Origin of the sequence: uncultured Ellagibacter sp. (assembly GCF_934617235.1) — a bacterium.
Classification (GTDB): Bacteria; Actinomycetota; Coriobacteriia; order Coriobacteriales; family Eggerthellaceae; genus Ellagibacter.
Window position 1 is genome coordinate 1 of the sequence record NZ_CAKTTZ010000038.1, and the last position, 24,086, is coordinate 24,086.

Sequence of the window (24,086 nt, forward strand, 5' to 3'; positions counted from 1 at the left end):
AATGCAGTGTTTCCGACGGCGATGGCTAACTACTTCGGAACAGGGTCGCTTTCGAAAAATTTAGGTACTGGGATTATGATTACAACCCTTGTCGCTTCAGCTCTTCCTATTATGAGCGGTGCTTTTTTCGATGCGACGGGGTCGTGTGCTCTGGCGTTTTACGTAACCGCGGGAATCGTTGCGGCGTGTGCGGTGTGCGGCATACTCGTTCGTTTTCCTGCAAGGGGAGAAGGCGGCGTTCGCAGTAAGGAGGTTGTCAGGGGTTAAATGGGAGTCCGTTTCTGCTGTGTCTATAAATCTATAAGGAGGAGATAATGGAAAGCACGAACGTACCCATGTCGAAGCGTCTCATTGGTATTGCTTTGGCAGCTGTATTTATCGTAGGATCGATTTTCATTCCAGGAAGCGAGACGCTCGGTCACGAAGGGGTCATGACACTCGGCTTGCTTTTGGCGCTGGTGTCCTTGTGGGTTACATCTGCGCTACCTTTGGGCGTTACGGCGCTTTTCGTCATTGTAATGTGTCCGGTTTTGGGCGTCGTCGGCGGCTTGGGCCAGGCAATTGGTGGTTTTGCTAGTCCGGCCCTGTTCTTCATCATTGCGGTGTTCTCGCTGCCCGTTATCATGCTGAAGACTAACTGGGGAACTCGTCTTATTGGGGCTCTCATCAAATGGACGGGATCGAATTCTCGCAAGCTCGTTCTGGGATTTATGATTGCGACCACGCTTGTCTCAACGATCATGTCTGACGTGCCCTGCACGGTCTTGTTTCTCGGTTTCGCACTTGCAATCCTGAAAGCTGCAAACGCTAAACCCTTAGAATCCAATCTCGGACGCTGCTTGATGATCGGTATCCCGATTTCTGCCGTCACGGGTGGCATGGCAACGCCGGCAGGCAGCTCTTTCAACGTTGTTGCAATGAATATTCTTCAGAAGGCTACGGGCGCGTCGATCTCGTTCCTCGATTGGGTCATCGTCGCGTTGCCGGTGGTTATCGTGATGGTTCCCGTCACCTGGTTCTTTATCACTCAGATCCTGAAGCCCGAACCCATTACCGACGAGTGCCTTCAGGGTATCCGTGAACAGGCTGCCGCAGCTAAGAAGATCGAACCCTATGAAATCAAGGCTATTATTGTCGTGCTCGGCTTGCTTGTTCTCTGGATTGCTGGCAACTGGATTCCGGTGCTGAACGCTACGGTCGTTGCATTGATCGGTCTTACCGTGATGTTCCTTCCTGGCATGCAGCTCCTGTCTTGAAAGGAATTCCAGGACGCCGTGCCTTGGGGCATTGTGCTCATGTGCGGAACCATCATGTCGCTTGGTTCGGTTATCGAGTCTACGGGTGGCGCTGCGTTTCTGGCTGGCCTTATCACCAATAGCGGCGTTATGAGCCTGAGCTCGTTTGCGGCGTTGGCACTTATGCTTGCCTTCGTGTATATCCTGCACACCGTCTGCCCGATTGGCGTCGCCATTCTCGGTATCTTCCTGCCGATCATGATCACGCTGTGCGCAGGGTTCGGCATGTCGCCTTCTGTTCCGACTATTGCCTTGGCGGTTGTCGTTGCTGGCAACTACCTCATGCCGGTGAACCCGACGGTCATGTTAACGTACGGCGAGGGCTACTATACCTTTGGTGATATGTTCAAAACGGGTATTATTCCATCCATCGTGCTCGTTCTTCTCATGGCGGCATGGATGCCGTTTATCGTGGGAGTCTTGGGCATCTAGCTAGTTCCAACGTCTCCAGAACTTATCTATCAAGGCCTGCGATTCGCTTCGGATGGCAGGCCTTTTTGTGCTATGCGGAAACTGGATCGCCGTATTCTCTCTGCATGGCACCTTTTGTTACGATCCACTGTTTCCCGTATTTTCGTGCATCAATGCCTGAGACGATCTTTCCATATGAAACTGCTTTACGAAGCGTCGATTCGCTCAACCCCCACAGCTCTGAGGCGTCAGCGAATGACATAAGGTCGTCAAAAGGCGTGCTTTCTGTGACCCCGTTGTACCAGAGCTCATCGCACGAAAGATCGATGTCGTCATTCCATATGATGCCGTAGCCGCCGACGTCTACTTTGACATCGTTGAACAACGAGCCGTCTTCGAGGGCTTTGAAAGCGGGAATTCTCATTGTGAGCGGGGCAACATCATATTTCTTTGTGGTTCCGTCGGTGAATAGAACGCTAAGCTTCATACTGGGTAACGGGTAGACATCTTTGATTTTGTGGAACATCGAATACCTCCTTAACTCAGCGGGTCGAGTTTCTTGAATTCCTGCGTTTCCCACATGTCGAGCAGGGCATCGCGATTGATCCCAATCCACTCCCTGACCATGCCAGATGCGCGTGCGGGCAACTTGCCATCAAGCAATTCACCTGTATTGATATCGAACGCGGCGGTATCTTCGCCGTAAATTGCATGAACATGGGGAGGGTTGTGCTCTGATTGCAAAAAGTACATCCGAATCACGATTCCGTAAAAAGTTGAAAGTACTGGCATAGTTCCCCTTTTCAATCTTGCAGATAATATAATATCACGATACAGTGATAACATGGAGTAAAAAAGCCCAAGCCTCTATAGGCTTGGGCTTCGAAAAGTGCTGCGTGGGACGTTGCTACCCTAACTGGTTAATATAGAGCTCGATCGGACCAACGTTTTTATCTTCATTGGTGGTGTCTGCCTCGATGACGCGAGTGAGATAGCCATTGGCTTCGACGTATACCCTAAACTTCGCGGCGGGAATTTGGTGGAACCAGAAGTCGCCGAAGTCGTCAGATTCAGTCACCTTGATTTCGCCGGAATCGAGATTCTCGAGTGTGATCTTTGCCCCAATGATGACTTCGTCAGCCTCGAGATCAACGATGATGCCACCGATGAATCGTTTGGGCAGGTTCAAATAGTACATGCGCGGGCTGTCGCTGGCAGAGCGCTCGGGCATGATGGCTTCGGCTTTCGCTATCTCGTCGGCAAAGTCCTCTTCATCCCCGAAGCGTAGCGCCTCGTGCGGGCATACGTCTACGCAGTGGGGAAGTTCTCCCTCGTCGACCAAGTGAGCGCATCCAGTGCATTTTTGAGGGATTGCGAGTTCCTCGTTCCAGAAGATGGCGCCATAGGGGCAGGCATCTACAAGCTCGCGCTTGCCTTCGGCCTTCACGGGATCGATGATAACCAAGCCATCTTCGCGCTTATATACCGCGCTGGGTGCGGCTTTCATGCATGGGGCGTTGTCGCAGTGTTGGCAGCGATGCATCACGTAAGATACCTTCACCTTGGGAACTTGCCCTCGAATGATTTCTTCCATGGAGGTCCAAAATTGCCCAGTATCGGGTTGGGGTTTAGCATAGGGGAGCCATTCGTTGTCGACATGCTCGTCCTTGCATGCTAGCTGACAGTTGCGGCATCCGTTGCACTTTGCTGCATCGAAGATGAAAACCTTGCCCATGGCTATTCGCCTTCCTTTCCGTTAACGATGCGCGCAGTGGCAACAAGACCGCACGCTGGATCGTAGTCGCGCCCGAACGCTTCGGGATATTCCTCGGCAAGCTTGCACACATCGACCTTCTCGATGTTTACCAAAAAGCCGCTTGTTACTTCGCCGTGGGCATGATTAGACGTGCAGGCGGTTGGAGCGATAAGGTTGTTCGCGCCGCCGCGGTCGAGACCGCCCTCTCCTAACACAATGGAGTCGCAACGCGCGCCGTGATCCTGATAAACTGCACCTGGCATGATGCGCTCTGACACGATAACGCCGCCGAGCACGGCACCGCGCTCGTTGTACACGCGCACCACGTCTCCCGTTTCGAGACTGAGTTTGCCCGCATCGATTGGATTCACCCATACGGGTTCATATTTGTAGCCGTCGGGCCCGGTCACCTTGCATGTTTCCATTTCGCGGAACCACGTGACGTCGTCGTGCTGGGCATGCACGCGGAAATGCGGGTGGTTAGATACCAGCAGGAACGGATACTTACGACCGCGCTCCAGATACTGGCGTTCCTGATGCCCAGCACCTTCGTCAACCCAATGCGGAATGGGGCCGCGCTCTTTGTCGTCGGGGAAGTTCTGTGCAAGCGTGGTGGAATAGTACTCCAGCTTGCCTGATGGTGTGCGGAGCGGGTTTGCCTCGGGGTCGTCGTGGAACTCACGCACGCCAGCGGGGATGTCCTTCCAGTCCTCGCGAGTGGGGAAGGCGTAGTACTGCTTCTCTTTGAATTCTTCGAAGGACATGCCTTCGGGAGCGCCACTTGTGTCAAAGCCCACGCGAATCCACTCGTCGTCGGTTTTTCCTCCCAGATATTTGTCGTAGATATCTTCGTAAATGCCGCCGAACTTCTCGAGTTTCTTGGCTACTTCTGCGACGACTTCCTTGTCAGACTTAGACTCGCCTAAAGGCTTAATTGCCTGGCGCTCATAGAACACGACGTTCCACTGGCCTGAGTCGCAATCCGTACCGATGTCTTCCGTTTCGAATTTGGTATTCGAGGGAAGGATGATGTCGGCGAACATGGTGTCGTTTTCCATCCAGGGATGCTGCACCACGACGCACTCGATTGACTCGTCGCGCAGCGCATCCTGCATTTTGAACCCGCCGTTCCAGCATGTTTCCCAGCAGGGCGAATCGGACCAAATCATGTGCACGCGGCTTCCGCCTTCGGGCGGGAAGGTGTAAGGGCCGTCAAACTGGTCCTCGCGAGGCAGGCCAGCAGAGATGTGCCCGTACCATGAGACGGGTGGGTTCATGATTGCTTCGGGGATCATGGTCTTGGGGATGAAGCTTGTCTTGGTTCCGGTGACGTATCCGCGATACGCGGCTCCCAGACTGGGGATATGCGTTGAAGGGGGCAGGGGGTCAAGCGTGGGAATGCCGAAGAGCGTCCACTCCATGAATTTGAACTGGTTAGCGCCAGGCTTTCCGAGACCCTGCATGCCCAGAAGTGCCACTTCGAGACGCGCCGGTTCATGCGCGAAGCATGAGCGAATGAACGAGCCGCCGTTGCAATGCGCGATGGAGACTGCGTGCTTGGCCCAGTAGCGGGCGAGCGCCTTGATGGTGTAGGAAGGCACGCCGCAGATCTTTTCGGCCCACTTTGGCGTCTTCGGAACGCCGTCCTCACCGCCTAAAACGTAGTACTTGAAGTTCTCGAAGCCAACGGCATGAGTGTCGAGATATTCTTGGTCGAAGGTTCCGTCCTTTATCCAGGTATAGGCGATGGCAAGCTGCAGCGCGGCATCGGTGTTGGGAAGGACGGGGATCCACTTGTCGGCGTGCACGGCATTGGCATAGTTCACGTCAGGGGAGATGTGGATTTGTTTCACCCCAATCTCTGTGAACCAGAAGCAGATTCGGCTTGCCATATATCCTCCCCAACCGAGAGGAGTGGTCTCAGGGTCGCAGCCCCAGAACAATACTGCATCGCCGTTTTCGGAAATGTCTTTGATTACGTTGTTTTGCTTGTTCTGTTGCCCGAGTGGGTCCATGCCCCAGATATGCTTGGCGCCCCAATACCAGCCTTCCCAGCTGTCGGGTTGGCGGGACTGCAAGGTGAACCCGCCGCACAGATCGAGCAGATGGGTAATGCAGCCGTGGCTCGCGTGCACCACTTTCGTCTCGCCGTGGCCGTCAATTTCGCACAGGATTGCCTCCGGGGCATATTCATCATGCATGCGCTTGATTTCGGCTGCGACGATTTCTGCTGCTTCGTCCCAGCTGATGCGTTCATAACCGCTTGTGCCGCGATTTTGCGGATTGCGTTCCCCCGCTGGGTCCCAGTCAATGCGCTTCATAGGGTAGGGGATGCGGTTTTTAGAATAGACGCGCTTCTTGTAGCAAAGTGACAATGGCGAAATCAGTGTTTTATAGCCGGGCTCGAAGGTTTTTCCCCTTGCTTCGATTTTCCAGGCGTTTAATTCCTCGGGAGTTTGATGCTCGTCGAAATGAAACGGCCTGATACGCAGGATTTTGTTCGCCTCCTCATCGATGTCAACTGTGCAGGCGTTGGCGCCGAGTCCGAAGCTGTCAAAGCCGAGGCCCTTGACAATCGGTGTCCCCTTTGCGTTCTTGCTCATGCGTGCTCCTCTCCTTGCTCTCGTCTGATTGAGTCGGGATTTCCCCGGCTTACCCATGGATTAAATGCTGTGTGCTCCCAAAGATTCGCTTTCGACTACCCCCGAGGCACATTGACTTTTGGCGCTCCAGGAACAGAGGGAACGCTCGGTGTTTTTGGTACACTCGGTACGGAAGGCGCACCCGCTGCACCGGGGACCTTTGGAATCGAAGGTGCGCTTGGCGCCCCTGGCATGGGCGGCGCCCCGACGGCGGCGGTCGCTTTGGCTCCGCACTTGGGACATGCATCGAGGTTTGGGTCAACCATCGCTCCGCATTTCGGACATTTGACAGGACCCTGATCGACGCTTGGTGGTCTGAAACACATGAATTTCCCCTCTCGCTCGTTTGGTTGAAAGGCGCATCGGAAAAACGAGAAGCCAGCTTGACATCCTTCTTGTTGCCGGCGGGACGCCTTTTTGAAGCGCGCCTCTCTTTAACTAAATGGAGTATCTTTTATTAGGTGTGCCTGGTCGACAGCTGGTAATATTGAAATGAGAGCAACTTGAGGGGTCGTGTCATACCCAGATGTTTAGGGGGGAGAGGTATGGAAAGCGTCGAAGGGGAAGATGCATCGTCGGAGGGGGCGACTCGGCGGCAAGCCGGCGTCGCATCGCTATTCGCGGTGGCAGTTGCCGGCTTTTCATGTTTGATAGGTTGGGAATTGTCGGTGGTGTTCTCGCCGTCGCTGCCGCTTCTGTCGTTTTGCGATATTCAGACGGCAATTTTTATACGATGCATTTCTGTGCTGACGCTTGCTTTCGCCTTTGGCTTCTTTACGGTGAAAGCCGATGTATTTTTCAAAAATCGGGATAGACTTGCGATTGCTGCGCTGATCGTGTCGTTTTTGCCCATGATTTGCGCGTGCGTCTACACTACGACAGGCGCTCTCCCGATTATCGTTCTCGAGATTTCGTGGGCGTTGCTCGGAATTTCCCAAGCAATCTTGGCTACGTACTGGTGCGTAATATTCAGCCTGATGGAGTCGTCGTTCACTATGAGGGTGGTGGTCTCGGGAGGAGTCGGCGGCACGTTCCTGTTCGTTATCGTGAACGCTACGGGAGAGTTGTGGGTGAGTATGCTCGAATTGTGTCTCATCCTCTTCATTTCGGTTTTGTCTGCGGCAATGATTGCGCGTTCCATCCCGAAAAACTCTATCCCGAGTGTGCAGGATTTTCGCCGCGTGCCCGACTTGTCTGCTCCCGCGTTCTTTTCCGTCGCGAGTTGTGGTGCAGTATATGGACTTATGAGCATCGAGGTTTGTTATCAAGGCTTCGCGGCAGCACTCGTGGGCGGTGCGAGCGGCATCTTTGGTGTTGCTCTCGCAGTTGTCTGGTGCGTGCTTGGCTCGCGTGTCGACATCGATGTGGGGATTGTTCAACGTATTGCTTTGCCCCTTTTAGTAGTTAGCCTTCTCATGATGCCCCTGTTTGAGGGACCTTTGCGTGTGGTTTGGGCGTGCGTCGCCTTGGCGACGCTTGCGCATAATCAGATGTTCACTTGGTTCTCGGTGAGCATCGAGAACTATGAGTTCCGCTTGCATCCCGTGCGTCGTTTCGCGCTTCGTCAGATTCCGTCGTGGATCGGTTTCTTTGTCGGATGTCTTCTTGCCTACGCTGCCGCTTTCGTATTCTGCCTCGACGGCGAAAGTCTCTACCTGTTCACTTGCGGTTTCGTTGTAGTTATTGTGGTGGCCTTCTCTGTTTACGGTGGCGATGAATCGAAGACGAAGAAACGACTTGATTCGCTTATCGACGTTGCGGCGCAAAAGGCGGTAGAAGTGGTCTCGAAGCCCGAGGAGGTGGAGGTGCTACCCTCCGCGAGCGCTCGCGGAGGGGGAGAACCGTTTTACTCGGAAGGCTTTCAAGACCGTTGCGAAGAGGTGTCGCGCAAATTTTCGCTCACCCCGCGCGAAACCGAAGTGTTTGCGCTTCTCGCGAAGGGACGTAACGCCGAGTACATTGCGGGGCAGCTAATGGTGACGCCTGCCACTATCAAATCGCACATCTACCATATCTATCAAAAACTTGGCGTGAACTCCCAGCAGCGTTTGATGGACCTTGTGGACGAAGGCGAGCGATAATATAGCGTTCCTCGGAGTGTTTCGGCATTAGTCGCCAATTGTCGCTGTAGATTTGGCAAATCCGCGCCATCTTTGAATGTATCCGCCGAGATTTACGGTTTTCCAGCTCAAATGATGATGACAAGGCCCCCCACTTCATGGATACTGATTCGAATGCGAAAAATCGAACAGTAAAGGAACCGCATGGGCACAACCCAGATAATTGCCATCGTCGTGTTCGTCGTCGTTATGGTGGCGATCATAACCGAAAAGGTTCATCGCGCACTTGCCGCCGTCGTCGGCGCGATGATCCTGCTTATCCTCCACGTGGTCAGCTTCGACGCGGCCATGGAGCACGTCGACTTCAACACGCTCGGCGTGCTTTTGGGTATGATGCTCTTCGTCGCCGTGGTGAAGCTATCAGGGCTTTTCGAGTACCTGGCCATCAAGTGCGCGCGCCTCGCGAAAGGCAATCCCTGGCTTGTGATGGTGCTCTTCGTCTGCTTGACCGCAGTGCTCTCGGCGCTGCTCGACAACGTGACGACGGTCCTTCTCATCGGCCCTATGACGGTCACGGTCTGTCGCCTGCTCGACCTTGACCCTCTGCCGTTCTTCCTCGCCGAGATCATGGCCTCCAACATCGGCGGCACGGCCACCCTCATCGGCGATCCGCCCAACATCATGATCGGCTCGGCGGCGGGCCTCTCGTTCGCGGACTTCGTCATGGTTGACGCGCCGGCGGCGATTATCTGCCTCATCGTGATGATCGGCCTGTTCTATCTCCTGTTCGGCCGCAAGTTCAAGGTCGACGAGGAGCACAAGCGCGCCCTCATGGAGCGCGACGAGCGCGAGGAGATCAAGAACCCCACGCTCCTGCGCCAGAGCGTCATCATGATCATCCTCGTGACGGCGGGCTTCATGTTGCACGGATCGCTCGGCATCGAGTCCTGCGTCGTCGCGCTCACCGCGGCAGGTATCCTCATGCTGATCTCGGGCGAGCGCATTGAAGAGGCCCTCGCGCACGTCGAGTGGACGACGCTCGTCTTCTTCGCCGGCCTGTTCATCGTGGTTGGAGCCCTGTCCGAAGTCGGCGTCATCGGAATGCTCGCGCAGGCCTTGATCGACGTTACGGGTGGCTCGACCTTCGTCGCCATGCTCGTGCTGCTCATCGCCTCGGCGATCATCTCGAGCTTCCTCGACAACATCCCCTTCGTCGCTACGATGATTCCGATCCTGCTTTCCATGGAGGCGACCGGCATGGACGTTATGCCTCTGTGGTGGGCGGTGTCGCTCGGCGCCTGCCTCGGCGGCAACGGCACGCTCATCGGCGCGTCGGCGAACGTCGTCATGTCCGATATCGCCAAGAAGCACGGCACCGAGATCACGTTCATCGGCTTCTTGAAATACGGCTTCCCGATTATGCTTGTCACCATCGCCGTGTCGGCCGTGTACCTCATCGTGCGTTTCCCGCCGATGTAGGGCGAGGTTAGCTCTCGGGTAGATAAACCAAACGATTGAATCGGGGCTGGCCATATCGCGCCAGCCCCGATTCGTAGTATCAAAAGAGAAAAGATAGGAACCATGTCGTCTTCTTCGTCACATGAGCGTCGTTGGCAATGCGTTCGTCTCGCGGTGTGCGTTGTGGCGCTCGTCCTGTGGATGGGGTTCATCTTCTTCATGTCGGCGAACGACGGCGACCACTCCCAGGGCATGAGCGATGGCTTGACCTCTTTTGTCCTCTCGATGGCTTGGCCGGGGTTTTCCGACATGTCGCCTGACGAGCAGACGGCTGTTGTGGGGTCGCTCAGCTTCTTCGTTCGGAAGGCGGGGCATTTCAGCGAGTATGCCGTGTTGGGTCTGCTTGCCTTTGCGACGTTGCGCCAGGGCCAGGCGCTTCGGTCTTCGCAAGCGCTGCGGAACACGCGGAAGATCGCCCCTGTGGCGGTGGGCGCGGTGGCCATGGCCTTCGTGTATGCCTGCTTCGACGAGTTCCACCAGCTGTTCGTCGCGGGCAGAAGTGGGCAGCCGTTCGACGTCGGTGTCGATACGGCGGGGGCTCTTGTGGCAGTGGCTATCGTGCTGGCCGTGATGCGCATGCGAGAAAGGCACCGCGTTTAGCTCGGTCTTGCGCCGCTTTCCGCGTTGGTGCGATATGCTGTTGTCCGTGCATTTCGCTAACTGTCGCTTTTCGAAGGCCAGGATTTCATGATTAGACTCAACTGCGATTACTGTAAAGGTGCGCTCCCCGAGGTTCTCGAAGCGCTTCAAGCTATTAACGACCAGGCATTCTGCGGATATGGCTGCGACGAGGTGTGCGAGCGCGCGGCCGGCCTGATCCGCGAGCGTGCTGGCGTACCTACGGCTGACGTGCATTTCCTCGTCGGCGGCACGCAGGCGAACTTCATCGTCATCGAGTCCGCCCTGCGCCCGTGGCAAAGCGTCATCTGCGCCGATTCGGGGCACATCAACGTGCACGAGACCGGAGCGGTCGAGCATGCGGGTTACAAGTGCGAAACCGCGCCTGCTCACGATGGCAAAATCAGCGCCGACCAGGTGCGCGCGATTGCGGCAAACTGGGCCGAGAGTATCATCCCCGAACACATCACGCAGCCTAAGATGGTCTATCTTTCGATGGCGACCGAAACAGGCTCCGTCTACACGCTGGCCGAGCTTCAAGCCATTCGCGCGGTGTGCGACGAATTCTCGCTCTATTTGTTCATCGACGGCGCGCGCTTGTCCTACGGCCTCGAGGCGATCGGCGGCGACGTTTCCCTCGAGGATATCGCCCGCCTCGCCGATGTGTTCTACTGCGGCGGCACGAAATGCGGTGCGCTGTTCGGCGAGGCCGTCGTCATCGTGAGCGGCGAGCTCAAACCCCACTTCCGCGCGAACATGAAGCAAAACGGCGCCATGCTCGCGAAGGGGTGGCTGCTCGGTGCGCAATTCGAGGCGCTCTTCACCGACGACCTTTACTTCAGGGTTGCCCGCCGCGCGAACGAGTACGCTGCGCGCGTGAAGGACACTTGTGCGAAGGCGGGGATTCCCCTGTTCGCGCAAACGACGACCAACCAGGTCTTCATCAACTTCACCGATGCGCAGTTTGCGCAGATCTCCGAGCGGTTCGAGTTGGAATTCGAGGAGCGCATCGATGAGGAGCACGTCGCCATTCGCGTCTGCACGAGTTGGGCCACGCGCGAAGAGGAGATCGTCGCGCTCGAGGAGGCTATCGCGGCTTTGTAGCTGTTTCCTCTGATGGTGTCGTTGCTCACTGGAAAAAGTTAGTGGCCTGAGCTGGGCATAGAGAAAGGAACCTTATGGAAATTCTCGACACGTTGCTCCATCGCCGTAGCATCCGCAGCTTCTCGGGCGGAAGCATCCCGCGCGAGACGATAGAGGCGCTTCTCGTCGCGGGCATGTCGGGCCCCGCGGGCAAAGGGAAGAAGCCCTGGCGCTTCGTCGTCGTTGAGGACACGGAGACGATTTCCCTCCTCGCGCAAGCCCGCGACCCCAAACAAAAGCTCTTCGATACGGCAAGCCTGGTCATTGCCGTGTTCGGGGATCCGTCCATCGCCGACACGTGGGTCGAGGACTGCTCGGTTGCCATGGCGAACATGCACCTCGCGGCCGATGCGCTGGGCCTTGGCAGCTGCTGGGTCCAGGCTCGCATGCGCACTGCCGCCGACGGCACGCCTTCGAGTGACTATGTCAGCCGCGTCCTCGACGCGCCGGAAGGTCTCTCCCTCGAGGCGATGCTCGTTGTGGGAACTATCTGCGAGCATCCCGCTCCCCATACGGCGGCCGATATCGATATGTCGCTTGTGAGCTGGGAAAGCTTCTAAGTGCAACGTTTCCGCGATTTCGTCCGGCGCGAGGTTGTCCTCGTTGTCGCTGTTGTGCTCGCCGCCGCGTCGTGCCTTGCCGTTCCGCCCGACGCGGCGTACTCTTCCTATATCGATTGGCGCACGCTCGCACTGCTCTTCTGCCTCATGGCCGTCGTTGCCGGGCTGCGCTCGCTGGGCGTGCTCGATTCGATGGGGAAGTGGCTCATCTCGCGAGCGAAGTCGCAGCGCGCGATCGCATTTGCGCTCGTGGGAATCGTGTTTTTCTTCAGCATGGCGGTGACGAACGACGTGGCGCTCATCACGTTTGTTCCCCTCGCCCTTGTGACGCTTCGCGCGGCAGGCATGGAGGAGCGTGTTTTCGTTGTGGCTGCGCTCATGACGGTCGCCGCGAACCTCGGCAGCATGCTTACGCCTGTTGGGAATCCCCAAAACCTGTACCTGTTCACTGCTTCGGGGATGTCGATTCCCCACTTCCTGATGCTGATGGCACCCTATACCGCACTTTCCGCGGGGCTTTTGGTCGGGTGTATCTTCGCGCTATTCAGAGCGGACCCTTGTTGTGGGAAGGATCTCGGCAAGAGCGAGGGCTGCGGACGGGGCACTGCGGGTGGGGGAGAAAGCGCCTCGCCGGCGTGCTTGGCCGACGGCGCCGCAAATGAGTTCGCGAACGAGGCTCGCGAAGGTGCCGCCTCTGTGCCTATGTGGGGCAGCCATCGCGTGCGCCTCGCAATCTATCTGGTGCTATTCTGCGTCTGCTTGCTTGCAGTCGCGGGCGTTGCCGATGTTCGCGTAGTGCTTGCCGCAGTCATCGCAGCCGTGGCGCTTGTTGATGCCGCGCTGTTTCGGCGTGTTGACTATGCTCTCCTGCTCACCTTCGCGGCGCTGTTCGTCTTTGTGGGCAATATGGCGCGCATACCGCTTTTCCATGATGCGGTGGCGGAGCTTGTGGGGCAGAATGCGATTGTTGCAGCCGTGGGTGCGAGTCAGGTGATCAGTAATGTTCCCGCAGCCGTACTGCTCTCCGGGTTCACGACCCAATGGAGTGCGCTTATTGTGGGAACGAACCTCGGCGGACTTGGGACGCTCATCGCCTCGATGGCGAGCCTCATTACCTTCAAGGCGATTTCAATTGGCCGCGTGGGGGCAAAGGTGCGCTACGTCAAGGTATTTACGCTGATCAACGTGATGTTTCTCGTGGTTTTACTTGGAGCCGCCCTGCTTTTTGGCCTATAGCGCCCAGCCTGATATCTGAGTTTTCCCGAGTCGGGATGTCGAGTGGGCTTTCAGGACCGTTGTGCTTCGCCTCGCGTCCCCCCGCTCCGTGCCCACGCTCGTGCCCCGTCGCCATAGCGTTCGGCCAGCCAAATGCCTACCGTCGTGGGATAGGACTTGCTGGCTCAACTTCGCTGCGGCCTGCACGTCGGATAAGGTATGCTTGCGCAAAGACAAGAAAGGAGCGCATAGATGAAGCTTTTAATTGCCTCTGACATTCACGGGTCGGCGTACTGGTGCCGCGCCCTCATGACGCAAATCGACGCCGAATCGCCCGACACCATCGTTCTTTTGGGCGACCTTCTCTACCACGGTCCGCGAAACGACCTTCCGCGCGATTATGCGCCGAAAGAAGTGCTCGCGATGCTGAATTCGCTGGCTGACCGCGTCGTTGCCGTGCGCGGGAATTGCGATAGCGAGGTCGACCAGATGGTGCTTGATTTTCCCTGCATGGCTGACTACGCGATCGTGATGGATGCGGCTCCTGCGGGAGGCGCGGACGGACAGCCTGTATCGGCAGCTGCCCCGCAACCTGCCGCACAGCTCGCTGCGCAACCCGCCCCGCAGTCTGTCCCAAAGGCCAAGCCGCGCCTGCTCTTTTGCACGCATGGCCACCTGTTCGGTCCTCAGAATGTGCCGCCGATTGCGCGCGGCGCCGCCCTTCTCTATGGGCATACCCACGTGAAGGAAATCGCCTCGCGCGATGGCGTGCTCTTTGTGAACCCAGGCAGCGTCTCCCTTCCGAAGGACGGCTCGAACAGCTACGCCGTCTATGAAAACGGCACCTTTGAGCTGCGGGAACTCTCAGGAGAATAGACGCCGCGCTGCGTCTATCGCTCCCGAGAAGTGCGATTCCCTGAACTCTAGAGCAGCCAGGCAGGGCCATATCTGCAAGTGCACCCCGCCTGGCTTGAACCCTCAAACCTCTTGCCTCGTTCTTGGACCAGCCCCTGAGGTGCCTCTACTTCGCGACGAGCGTGCCGAGGCGCATGCATTCGGCAGAGGCGTCGTCGTCGGGGTAGTCCTTCGCGATGACGGAGTCGACCACGTCGACGCCCGCCTCTTCCGCGCGCTTCTCCCAAAGCTCCATCCATTCGCCGTCGTTCCAATCATAGGACCCGAACAATACCACCTTGCGACCTGGAAGGTGCGGCTCTACCTCGTCGTACATCGGTAGGAACTCCATCTCCTCGAGTTCCTCATCCCCCATTGCGGGGCAGCCGAACGCGAAGGCGTCGTAGTCCTCGAGCTTGCTGGAATCGAAATCTGTTGCTTGGATCAGGTCGGCCGTACCGCCGGCGGCGCGCACGCCTTGCGCGACCAAGTCGGCCATGGCCTCGGTGTTGCCGGTGCCGCTCCAATAAACGATGGCAACTTTGTTCATGATGGGTGCTCCTTGCATATCGGTTGTCATTTAGTCCCGCGCGCGTTTCCTTCGGCGCTGGGTGACGCGCACGCAGGCTCCCCTTCCGCGTGCGCGTCACCCAGCGCGCCCTTAGCTGGCCTGGGAAAACGCCTCGTCTGCGGGGAAAGCGTCGTCGAGGATGGCCAAGCATTCCAGCGACACGCCCTCGTCGAAGAGCTCCTCGTAAGCGCGCGTGCATTCCTTGAACTTGCAGAAGCACTCCTTCGCGTCGCGCTCGCATGAATACACCTTCCAGCACCCGCTGCATAGGTAGTTCTCGCCCTTGTTCTCGATGAACCCCACGACGTCCTCGTACGGATAGCCCAAAAAGAGGCCGATCTCGTGAGGGAACGCGCACGATCCCGACAGCGTGCTTTGCAGGTCAGTCCCGCAGATGCGCTTGTGCAGAAGCTCGATACACGCGGCAAGCGATTTCGTGTCGTACCCTTCGCATTCGAGGAAGCGCGCGACTTCGGGGCGGGAAAGGTCGCGGCGAAGCATGTTAGGGCGATAGACGTAGAGCAGCACGCCCGATTTCCTGCGTGCCAAAAGCTCGATTCGGACCCCGCAATCATAGAGTTTGTCGCGCGTCATGCGCAGCGCATATGACAGATTCCGCTCGTGCGCTTTGGCGGAAATGATGCCCGAATCGCTCTTTCCAAGCCCAGGAACCGACTCGTCGCGGCAGACGAACAAGTTCGCAGGCTTGATGCCCGCCAGCGTCGGCGTGCAATGGTGAACCAACTTCCGTTCGAAAAGCTTCACGTATTGATGCTTATCCATGGGAGGACTTCTTTCGGGCTCGCAATGTGTTAGCTACGGGAAACTTATATCCCAGCGAGGTGGCCCCGTCAAGCATTTGACGAGAAAAAGTTCGCCTATGGTTACAATATCAAGAAGACCGAGATTTCTCGAATTCGCGTTATCATTAAGAAAACAACGATCAAGGAGACTGTTATGGCTTTCAAAGAAATCGCACCTGAAGAGCTGATGCTCAATCCGTTCACGAAAATTGGCAAGGAGTGGATGCTCGTCACCGCGGGCACCGATGCCGAGCACTGCAATACCATGACGGCGAGCTGGGGCGCCATGGGCGTTATGTGGGGAAAGAACGTGGTGAGCGTCTACATTCGCCCGCAGCGCTACACCAAGGAATTCGTTGACGCGGAGGAGCGTTTCACCTGCGCATTTTTTGGCGAGGGGAACAACCGTGAGGCTCTGAACCTTCTCGGTAAGGTTTCCGGGCGCGACGTTCCCGACAAGATTTCCCAGGCGGGGCTTACTCCCGTCGAGGTCGGCGGATCGGTGGCGTTCGAGGAGGCCGAGCTCGTGTTCGTGTGCCGCAAGCTGTACGCGCGCGAGTTGCCGCCGGAGGACTTCATCGACACTTCCTGCGATGAGCGCTGGTATCCCAATCATGACTATCACACCATGTACATGGCCGAAATCGAGAAGGTCCTCGTAAAGGAATAGCACCCCGCTCCAGGAAGAGGGAAGTCCGTCTGCGCCAGGAGGGATGAGCAACGACCTCAAGTTAGAAGAGGTTAGCCATGGGAATCCTGTCTGTACCAGGCAGGATGGGGGAAGTCCGCATCAGGGCCACAGGCGAGGAGGGGAAAGTTCGCGTCCCGCCTGTGATCGCCGCGGGCTTCCTCTACAGCGAGAAGAGCGCGGCGGGGTTGCCTGTGGCGGCGCGGGCCTGGTATTCGCGCACGATGGCGAGTCGACTGACGGTCGATGCGGCCAGAGGGTGGGGGAGGTCATCGGGCGAGAACCAACCAACCGCCGTACTCTCGTCATCCCCCACAAAAGGCGCGGTGTCGTCCTCGACAGGCGTGCAGATGAAGAGGATATCCAAGTAGCGGCACTGATCGCCGTTCGCGTATTTCACCAGGTGGTTCGACGACTTCACACTTGCGATTGCCCGTGGCTGAATGTGTATGCCCGTCTCCTCGAGCACCTCTCGCACGCACGTGCGGCCAGGCTCCTCACCAGGCTCTACGATACCGTACACAAGCGCCCACTCACCCGTATCGCTGCGTCGCCCGAGCAAGATGCGCCCGCCCGTGTCCTCGACATAGGCCGTGATTCCCGTCAGCCAAAGCGGGTCGTGGCCAATCTTTTCGCGCAGCGAAAGAATGAAGTTCGGGGTCGTCATTGCAGCTCCCTGCGTCTATTTCAAAAGAGGCGTCAGCTCGCCGAGGGCGAACACGTCGAGCTCGCGCGTGGCGCGCGAAATGGTGGTGTAGAGGCGGTTTTTCGCGATGCGGTCGTCAGCGGGGAAGAGCCCCGCGCTTGCGTTCGGGATGATGACGTGGTCGAACTCGAGACCTTTGGCGAGCGGCAGCGTGAGCAGCACGCACCCCGAACGGGGGAGCGCACCCGTCGCATCGACGAGCGTCGGCGCGTTGTCCCCCAAAGCCGCGACAAGCTTTGTTACCTCGTGCTTCCACGGCACGATGACGGCGGTGAGTCCCTCGTCGCTTGCATTCGCTGCCTGCACGGCCTCGCGCAGCGCGTCTGCCCAGGCATCCTTGTCGTTGAGCACCTCGATGCGCGGCGCGGCGCTTTCGCGTTGCACGGACGACACCTCCATGCGCTCGCGTTCAGGCAGAAGGCGCGCGAACAAGTCGGTGATGCTTGGGGTAGAGCGATAGCTCGTCATGAGATGGCATTCGCTCACCTTGCCGCGCAGGCGCTCAAATGTATTCTTGACCTGCGCAAACGTGAGCCCCCCTTCGCGGATTGCCTGATTCTCGTCACCGAGCAGCATGAAGTGTGCGCGCGGGAAGAATCGGGCGAGAACCGCGAGCTGGGGAATCGTGTAATCTTGCACCTCGTCGATCATGACGTAGCGCGCGTCCGGGTTCGAAAGCCCCGTGCAGGCGATTTTCAGGTAGAGCCACGCCGCGGGCGGCAGGCTTTCCGCACCGATCAGACGGCGGCCTAGGTTGTCCACATGAAGCCATTCGTCGCGTGCGATCATCCCGTACGCGATGTCGAAGCGACCTTTGATGAGCTTGAGCGCGGCCTTGCGCACGTCCTTGTCGTCGTCGATGTTCACCGGTTCGCCGAACGCCGCGAGCTGCTCGTCGTGGGTGAGGGAAACCACCTCGTCATAGGCTTCGTCGCTTGTCGCCATCGAGGCGAGCTTGGAATCGAGTCGCCGCGTAAGCTCTTCGCGCATCAGGTTCGACAGGCGCGCACCAGGTTCGATGCGAGGCCACTTCGCGCGCACCTGATGCACCTGGGCTTGCGTGATCAGTTTCGTGCGCCCCACGCGAATGTCGCAGAAATCGCCCGGTGCGTAATCGAAGTTGCCGCTCTCGAGCGCTTCATCGATACGCCATAGCGTCGCCTCGTCGACGGTGCCCTTCCCAAAGCCTTGGCCTTGTGGCAAAAGGGTGTGCGCGAACTCCGCGAGCGTAAGCGTTTCCGGGTTGCGCTCGCCCATGTCGGGAAGCACGTTCGCGATGTAATGGCGAAACACGGGGTTCGGAGTGATGAGGAACACGTCTTCGGGGCGAAGGTTCTCGCGGTGCTGGTAGAAGAGGTACGCGATGCGCTGAAGCAGCACCGATGTCTTGCCCGAACCTGCGATGCCCGCCACAAGAAGCACGGGGCAGTCTTCGTGGCGGATGACGGCGTTCTGCTCTTTTTGAATGGTCGCGGTGATCGCTTGCATCTGGGAAGTGCGCTGCTTGGACAGCGATGCGAGAAGCAGCGAATCCTGGATGGCAACGTTGGTGTCGAAGTAGGCGCGCAGCTCGTCGTGCACAATGTCGAACTGGCGGCGCAGCGTGAGATCGACGGCGATCGTGCGGCCGTTCGCGCGGTAGTGTGTGGGCCCCATGTCCTGGTTGTAGTACACCTCGGCAACGGGCGAGCGCCAGTCAACCACGAGGCGACGGCAGCTATCGTCGGATACGCCCGCAGCCCCGATGTAGAGCTCCTTCGGCGCGGCCCCGCGCTTGAAGTCGAGGACGATCTTCGCGAAGTACGGCTGTTCCAGGAGAAGCCCGATGTTGGAGAGCTTCTCGGTCGCGGCGTCTTGCGTTTGGTTGTACGAGTCGATGACGCTGTTCACGGTCGCGAAATCGGCGTAGGTCTCAAACGCCTCGGTATCGCTGCCGTAGTTCTGCTTGATTTCTTCCACCATCTGCTGTTTTGTGGCGGCAGCCGCGTCCTCGTTCTTGTGCATCTTGACCGCGAGCGCGCTCGCCATCGACCGCAGCGTTGCATAGGTGTCGCTTAAGTGCTGCTGCTCCTGGGCAAAAACGGGGTCGTTCTCGCTGTTCGCGTCGTTCGCCTCGCCAAGGTCGACGGGCCCTTCGGCGGCGGTGGTTGATTCGAATGCGTTGTCGCGTGCGCGTTCGTCTGACATGTGTGGGCTCTCCTTGGCTGAAATATCGGACGAACTATTGTAGACCATTTGGAACACGGCCGAACCCCCGTGGCAAGAGTCTTCGAGGTTTTTGCATCGTTGCGTCTATGGGTGGCGCGCAGGCGAAAAGAAGAGCGCCCCCGACTTTCGTGGGGGCGCTCGTGAAAGGGCGTTTTTAGTATCCCAAGGTCTGTTGGGCCGCCTGGCTTCTTAGGCGCGCAGCGTCACTCCCTCGGGGAGATCGGCGGGATCGAAATCAAAGTCGTCCTCGGCATCCTCGTCGGCGGCTGCTTCCTGCACAACTTCGGGCTCGGGAGCCTTCTTTTCGCCGAAAGCATCGTCGAAGGCGTTGAAGCTTGCGCGCGGCACGGCGAACGTGATGTGCGCGATGGCTCCGGGATGCGCCTCAATCCAAGCCTTGAACAGGCCGATCGACATTTCGGCATCGAACCCTTGCGGCCCGCAGCCGAAAGCGCCCACTACAAGCGTCTCGCATTCGTTCGCCGCCGCGATGCGCAGAATCGCCTCGATACGGCTGGCAAGCGCATGCTCGCACTCGCGTTCCGAGCGATGGTTCTCCAGCGCGCGGGTGCGGATGGGTTCGGGGATAGCCAGTACATCGGCGCGGCGAATGGTACCGTCGCGCACGAATGCCACGTCGGGCAGGTAGAGCGATCGATCGGTGAACAGCATGCCGGACGAATAGCCGCGGTTCTTGCCGTGGTAGAGGTCCTTGCAGGCGCAAAGCGCGGGATAGAGGTTGCTCTCCGCGCAGAGAATCTGTTCGGGACCAAAACTTCCGTCCTCATAGGCGCCGCCTGGGCGGGTGAACGAGCACGGGTCGACAACCACGACCTTGCCCTGCGCGCTGAATACCGCCTTCGGTGCGAAATCGGTCGTTACCGATGTCGTGGTCTCGCCTTCCGCTTCGGCTACGGGAAGTTCGCGCCCTTCGCCGTTCTCGTAGATTTTGGCCGCGTCAACGGTCGCTTTTGTCTCGCTTGCGAACGCCCCGCGCATCAGCGCAAGGTTCTTCGCTGCGGCTTCGCGCCGCTCGTCACGTGTGGGCATGCTGCGTCCTTCCCTGAAGATAATGCGAACAAGGCCTATGGTAGCAGTTTCGCTGGTTGGGGGATGGGGCGGGATGAAGACGCCACAAGGTTTGTCCAGATTGCCGGCATCCCATGTCCCCCTTCCGCCCGATGAGGGCTCTTCGGCAACGCCCAGTCGCTCAAACAGTCCTCGCTGCGCTTAAGGAACTCGCTTTGTGGGCGCCGCCGAAGGGCACCTAGCTGCGCCTCGCCTTCTCATCTGTTCCCTCGCGCGTTTCGGCGGTTTTTGGCTGCCCGCGCGAATCGCTCGCCTCCCCATGTAATACAATGCGCTTGCAAATCTAGTAAATGGCGTTGGCGGACGTGTGCGGATCGCATTTCGGATAGATGCGGCTCGCAGAGGGGAATGCAGGTGGGAACCCTGCGCTGTACCAGCAACCGTAAAGCGCTTGTGCTCGCCCGGGCATAGGGACGGGCCCAAGCCGAAGTCGGATTACCTATCTGCCAAACAGCCCTGGGAAGGATGGTTCGACTTGTTGTGCCCTCATTCGATATGGCGAAAACGCCATCGCAGTGCCATGTTCGAGGCAGCAGACATTTCCCTTCTCAAAACGGCGTAGCCCGTCTCGCTGAACAGCTCGACTCGAGAGCTGCGGGCTCTTGTGTCGTTTGGCGAGGATGCGGCCTGAAAGGGGGTTGCCCTAAAAGGGGACAGTGCGAAACTGCGTCGCGGCGGCGTTGATGGAGGTGCGCTGCGGATCGACGAATCAAACGAAAACACAAATCAGGCAGATAAAGGAAAATCAAGCAGATAAGGAGGCTTGGATGAATCGTAGGAGCAAGTTCGTTTCCCTGCTCTTATCCGTTGTGCTGGCGTGCGGCCTTGTGCCGCAGCTCGCGTTCGTGGAAGTGGGGAAGGCGGCAGCCGCACCGAAGACGGTGACGGTGAGCTACCATTTGCAGGATGCGGCGAGCACGTATCTCGTCAACGGGCTGGACGTCGAGGTTGCAAGCGACGAGGCTGAGTCGATGGGCTTCACCGACCAGGTGACCGACGGCGTTTCGGCGCTCGACGTCCTGGTCAAGGCCCACGAAGACGCTTTCGGGATGACGAAGGACGACGCCGCTGACTATTTGGCCGTGAGCGACGCCGGGTATGTGACGAAGCTCTTCGGGCAGGAGACGTCCGCCAACGGCTTCATGCTCAACGGCGCCTTCCCCAACGACGGCACCGAGAGCAGCTGGGGCGGATACACCGGTACGACGGTGGTCACACAGGCGGTTGCGACTGGTGACGTGCTCGACTTCTTCATCTACGAGGACAAGAGTGGCTATGGCGACCAGGCTGCTTGGTTCTGCAAGGATGGCGTGGCGGTCGACTCGATCACCGTTCGCCCTGGCAGCCAGACGAACCTTGTCTTGAAGGGCGTCGCGTACATGTCGGGCTACCAATATAAGGATGCGGAAGCGATGCGCGCCGCTGGTCAGCCGATTGCAGGCGCGCAACTTGCGAGCGTCGACGGGGAGAGCTCCACCTGGGCGGACGTGGATGGAGCCATCACGTCCGATGTCGGCAGCGTGGCGTTTGTCGCCCCCAGCGAGGAGGGAACCTACTACTACACGGCGTACTCCGCTGGTGGTACCGCCGTCATCCCGCCCGTGCTCAAGGTCGTCGTCAGCAACGACGCGCCGGTGCCTGCTCCCGCAGCGGAGCTGACGGCGCTCAGCGTGGCGAGCTTCGACAGCTTCCCCAACGCGCTCGAGCTGACCCCCGCCTTTGCCGCGGATGTGACCGAATACAGCGTGCCCACGGTCAAGTGGAGCAGCAACTCCTGGGAGCGCATGTTCCGCGTTAAGGCGTCCGCGCCCGAGGGGGCTGTCATCACGGCGAGCCTCAACGGCGGTGCGGCGAAGGCTGTGACGTCGGGCGATTCGACTTGGACGCTCTTCAACGGAAGTGACCTGCTCGTTAAAGGTATCAACACGCTCGCGGTGACGGTCGCTGCGTCCGACGCCGCCGGTGCCGAGGCGAAGACCTACATGGTCACCGTGCCTGTCGGCCCGATTCTTTCCTTCTCGGTTGACCCTGCGGATGCGACCGTCAGCGTCGCCGACCCCGATGGCAATGATGTCCCCGCGTCGGCGCCGCTGCTGTTCCCGGTTGAGCAGGGGAAGACTTACACGTACACGGTGAGCAAGGCTGGCTATGTGACCAAGCGCGCCACCATCGAGGCATCGGCTGACGCGACGACTGTCCCGGTGACGCTCGAGAAGGCGCCCGCGAGCTCGCTTGTCGATTTCGATTCCGCGTGGCCTTCGTTCCGCGGCTCTGACGACAACATGGCCATCACGGACGCGAAGACCCCGCGCACGGCTGATGAGGCGAAGCTTCTCTGGGGTGCGAAGCTGACGAGCGGCTGGGACCGAGTTTCGAACACGCTCATCGTTGGCGATTACCTCTATGCGCTTGCCGGCAAGGAGATCTGGAAGGTCGATAAGGCAACTGGCGCCATGATCGAGAAGGGCGAACTTGTAAGCGATAACAGCTACTACGACGGTCGTCTCACGTATGGTGACGGAATGCTGTTCGCCACGGTGGACAATGGCCGTGTTCAGGCGCTCAACGCCGACACGCTCGAGTCGCTGTGGGTGAGCGAGGAGCTTGGCGGCTCCACGACGACGCCGCTCTCCTACAAAGATGGCTACGTCTACACGGGAATTTCCCAGGGGTCGTCGAGCGCCAATGCGGTGACGTATCTCTGCTTGTCGGCGACCGACGAGGACCCTTCCGCAACTGACGAGGTGAAATATCCCACCTGGATCTATCGCGCGGAGGGCACGGGCTGCTACTGGGCTGGTGCCTACCTGTCGGGCGACGTGATTGTCTTCGGGTCCGATGCGGGGGTCCTTACCTCGTGCAATACGAAGACTGGCGAGGTCGTAGGGACCTTCCAAGCTGACGGGCAGATTCGTTCGTCTATCGCCTACGCCGATGGGAACCTTTTCTTCTCGACGACCACGGGGAAGGTGTATTCCGTTCCCATGGGGGCAGATGGCGCGCTTGACGGCGGGTCGGTCAAGTCTGGTCAGGTCGACGGCATGACGAAGAGTACGAGCACGCCTGTTGTTTTCAACGGCCGTCTCTACATTGGCGGCGGGTCGTCCTCCTTCACTTCTGGCGTCGTCGCGGTCATGGAGACAGCGACGATGAGCACCATCTATTCGGCTAACGTGCAGGGCTATGTGCAGTCCTCGGCGCTGCTGAGCACGGGCTACGCTGCGAACGGCGGCAAGGTCTACGCGTACTTCACCTACAACAACAATCCCGGTGGCATCCTGGTTCTCGAGGACGCGGCGGGTCAGGCAGAGGCGAAGGTTAGCAACCTCTACGTGCCCGAAGGACCTCTGGCGCAGTATTGTATCTGCAGCCCGATTTGCGATTCCGATGGCACCCTGTACTACAACAACGACTCGGGCAACCTCATGGCAATTGGTCGGATGTCTTGCGACATCACCTACCATCTTGATGGCGGCACGAACGCTGCGGCCAATCCTTCCTCCTATATCCCGGGGACGGAGGTTGCCCTCGCCGCCCCCATCAAGAGCGGTTACACCTTTGCTGGATGGTATCTCGATGAGGAGCTCACTCAGAAGGTCGACGCAATCAGCGCCGCGCAGGTGGGCGATGTGGAGTTGTGGGCCAAGTGGGAAAAGGATCCTGCGCCCGTGTTCACTGACGTGGACTACGCCTCCTGGTACGCGCCCGGCGTCGACTTCGTCGCGAGCCGCGGCCTCATGAAGGGCTACGAGGGCACGACCATCTTCGGAGTTGGCAACGCGCTCACCCGCGGCGAGCTCGCCACGATTCTCTGGCGCAACGCCTGCCCGGACGAGGCGGCCTCCTACGACCCCGCGACTGCGAAGAACACGATCGATATCATCGGCTCCGCCGACGGCATGTTCTACA

Annotated in this window: 19 protein-coding genes, 1 pseudogene and 1 riboswitch; of the genes and pseudogenes, 11 read left to right on the forward strand and 9 right to left on the reverse strand. The window is 58.7% G+C overall.

The window, feature by feature from the left end; genetic code table 11:
• Positions 1-267 (forward strand): hypothetical protein (locus tag Q0G85_RS07910; protein ID WP_297156425.1); only part of this gene is annotated, 267 nt, incomplete at its 5' end.
• Between the two features lie 68 nt (positions 268-335).
• A pseudogene (locus tag Q0G85_RS07915) lies at positions 336-1,727 on the forward strand (SLC13 family permease).
• 70 nt (positions 1,728-1,797) lie between these two features.
• Here the strand turns inward: Q0G85_RS07915 and Q0G85_RS07920 are convergent.
• The 4 genes from Q0G85_RS07920 to Q0G85_RS07935 form a co-directional block, all read right to left on the reverse strand.
• On the reverse strand, positions 1,798-2,232 hold the full coding sequence (locus Q0G85_RS07920; protein ID WP_297156427.1) for a helix-turn-helix domain-containing protein: 435 nt from the start codon (positions 2,230-2,232) through the stop codon (positions 1,798-1,800).
• Positions 2,233-2,243: 11 nt separating this feature from the next.
• Positions 2,244-2,498 carry a DUF4160 domain-containing protein gene (locus Q0G85_RS07925; RefSeq protein WP_297149146.1) on the reverse strand — a complete coding sequence of 85 codons (255 nt, stop codon included), beginning with the start codon at positions 2,496-2,498 and terminating at the stop codon, positions 2,244-2,246.
• Positions 2,499-2,613: 115 nt separating this feature from the next.
• On the reverse strand, positions 2,614-3,441 hold the full coding sequence (locus tag Q0G85_RS07930) for a 4Fe-4S dicluster domain-containing protein (protein ID WP_297156429.1): 828 nt from the start codon (positions 3,439-3,441) through the stop codon (positions 2,614-2,616).
• A gap of 2 nt (positions 3,442-3,443) precedes the next feature.
• A complete protein-coding gene (locus Q0G85_RS07935) occupies positions 3,444-6,065 on the reverse strand; it encodes a molybdopterin-dependent oxidoreductase (protein ID WP_297156431.1) in 2,622 nt (873 codons plus the stop codon).
• A gap of 584 nt (positions 6,066-6,649) precedes the next feature.
• Here Q0G85_RS07935 and Q0G85_RS07940 point away from each other — a divergent pair.
• The 7 genes from Q0G85_RS07940 (at position 6,650) to yfcE (ending at position 14,094) form a co-directional block, all read left to right on the forward strand.
• Complete coding sequence (locus Q0G85_RS07940; protein ID WP_297156433.1) at positions 6,650-8,185, forward strand: LuxR C-terminal-related transcriptional regulator; 1,536 nt, start codon at positions 6,650-6,652, stop codon at positions 8,183-8,185.
• 183 nt (positions 8,186-8,368) lie between these two features.
• Positions 8,369-9,643: an ArsB/NhaD family transporter gene (locus tag Q0G85_RS07945; protein WP_297156435.1), complete on the forward strand. Its 1,275-nt coding sequence runs from the start codon at positions 8,369-8,371 to the stop codon at positions 9,641-9,643.
• 102 nt (positions 9,644-9,745) lie between these two features.
• The gene (locus tag Q0G85_RS07950; RefSeq protein ID WP_297156437.1) at positions 9,746-10,282 is read left to right on the forward strand and encodes a VanZ family protein; all 537 of its coding nucleotides are present in this window, start codon (positions 9,746-9,748) and stop codon (positions 10,280-10,282) included.
• Between the two features lie 87 nt (positions 10,283-10,369).
• The gene (locus tag Q0G85_RS07955) at positions 10,370-11,404 is read left to right on the forward strand and encodes a low specificity L-threonine aldolase (protein WP_297156439.1); all 1,035 of its coding nucleotides are present in this window, start codon (positions 10,370-10,372) and stop codon (positions 11,402-11,404) included.
• Between the two features lie 74 nt (positions 11,405-11,478).
• Entirely contained in the window at positions 11,479-12,003 is a 525-nt protein-coding gene (locus Q0G85_RS07960) for a nitroreductase family protein (protein WP_297156441.1), read from the forward strand.
• Positions 12,004-13,239 carry an SLC13 family permease gene (locus Q0G85_RS07965; protein WP_297156443.1) on the forward strand — a complete coding sequence of 412 codons (1,236 nt, stop codon included), beginning with the start codon at positions 12,004-12,006 and terminating at the stop codon, positions 13,237-13,239.
• A 231-nt stretch (positions 13,240-13,470) separates the two neighbouring features.
• Positions 13,471-14,094 (forward strand): phosphodiesterase, encoded by a 624-nt coding sequence (gene yfcE, locus Q0G85_RS07970; protein WP_297156445.1) that lies wholly within the window; start codon positions 13,471-13,473, stop codon positions 14,092-14,094.
• A gap of 145 nt (positions 14,095-14,239) precedes the next feature.
• Here yfcE and Q0G85_RS07975 read toward each other — a convergent pair whose 3' ends face one another.
• Together Q0G85_RS07975 and Q0G85_RS07980 are read right to left on the reverse strand one after the other, a co-directional pair.
• Entirely contained in the window at positions 14,240-14,662 is a 423-nt protein-coding gene (locus Q0G85_RS07975; RefSeq protein WP_297156446.1) for a flavodoxin, read from the reverse strand.
• 111 nt (positions 14,663-14,773) lie between these two features.
• Positions 14,774-15,466: a DUF3793 family protein gene (locus Q0G85_RS07980; RefSeq protein WP_297156449.1), complete on the reverse strand. Its 693-nt coding sequence runs from the start codon at positions 15,464-15,466 to the stop codon at positions 14,774-14,776.
• 174 nt (positions 15,467-15,640) lie between these two features.
• On the opposite strand from Q0G85_RS07980, the gene Q0G85_RS07985 reads away from it, so the two are divergent.
• Complete coding sequence (locus Q0G85_RS07985) at positions 15,641-16,156, forward strand: flavin reductase (protein WP_297156450.1); 516 nt, start codon at positions 15,641-15,643, stop codon at positions 16,154-16,156.
• A gap of 181 nt (positions 16,157-16,337) precedes the next feature.
• On the opposite strand, the gene Q0G85_RS07990 is transcribed toward Q0G85_RS07985, so the two are convergent.
• From Q0G85_RS07990 to Q0G85_RS08000, 3 genes are all read right to left on the reverse strand, one after another.
• On the reverse strand, positions 16,338-16,841 hold the full coding sequence (locus Q0G85_RS07990; protein ID WP_297156452.1) for an NUDIX domain-containing protein: 504 nt from the start codon (positions 16,839-16,841) through the stop codon (positions 16,338-16,340).
• A gap of 15 nt (positions 16,842-16,856) precedes the next feature.
• The gene (locus Q0G85_RS07995) at positions 16,857-19,067 is read right to left on the reverse strand and encodes a UvrD-helicase domain-containing protein (RefSeq protein ID WP_297156453.1); all 2,211 of its coding nucleotides are present in this window, start codon (positions 19,065-19,067) and stop codon (positions 16,857-16,859) included.
• 210 nt (positions 19,068-19,277) lie between these two features.
• A complete protein-coding gene (locus tag Q0G85_RS08000) occupies positions 19,278-20,138 on the reverse strand; it encodes a TIGR02452 family protein (protein ID WP_297156455.1) in 861 nt (286 codons plus the stop codon).
• Positions 20,139-20,471: 333 nt separating this feature from the next.
• A riboswitch (cobalamin riboswitch) is annotated at positions 20,472-20,639 on the forward strand.
• 305 nt (positions 20,640-20,944) lie between these two features.
• Here Q0G85_RS08000 and Q0G85_RS08005 point away from each other — a divergent pair.
• Positions 20,945-24,086: InlB B-repeat-containing protein (locus Q0G85_RS08005; RefSeq protein ID WP_297156457.1), on the forward strand; the 3,142-nt coding region annotated here is incomplete at its 3' end.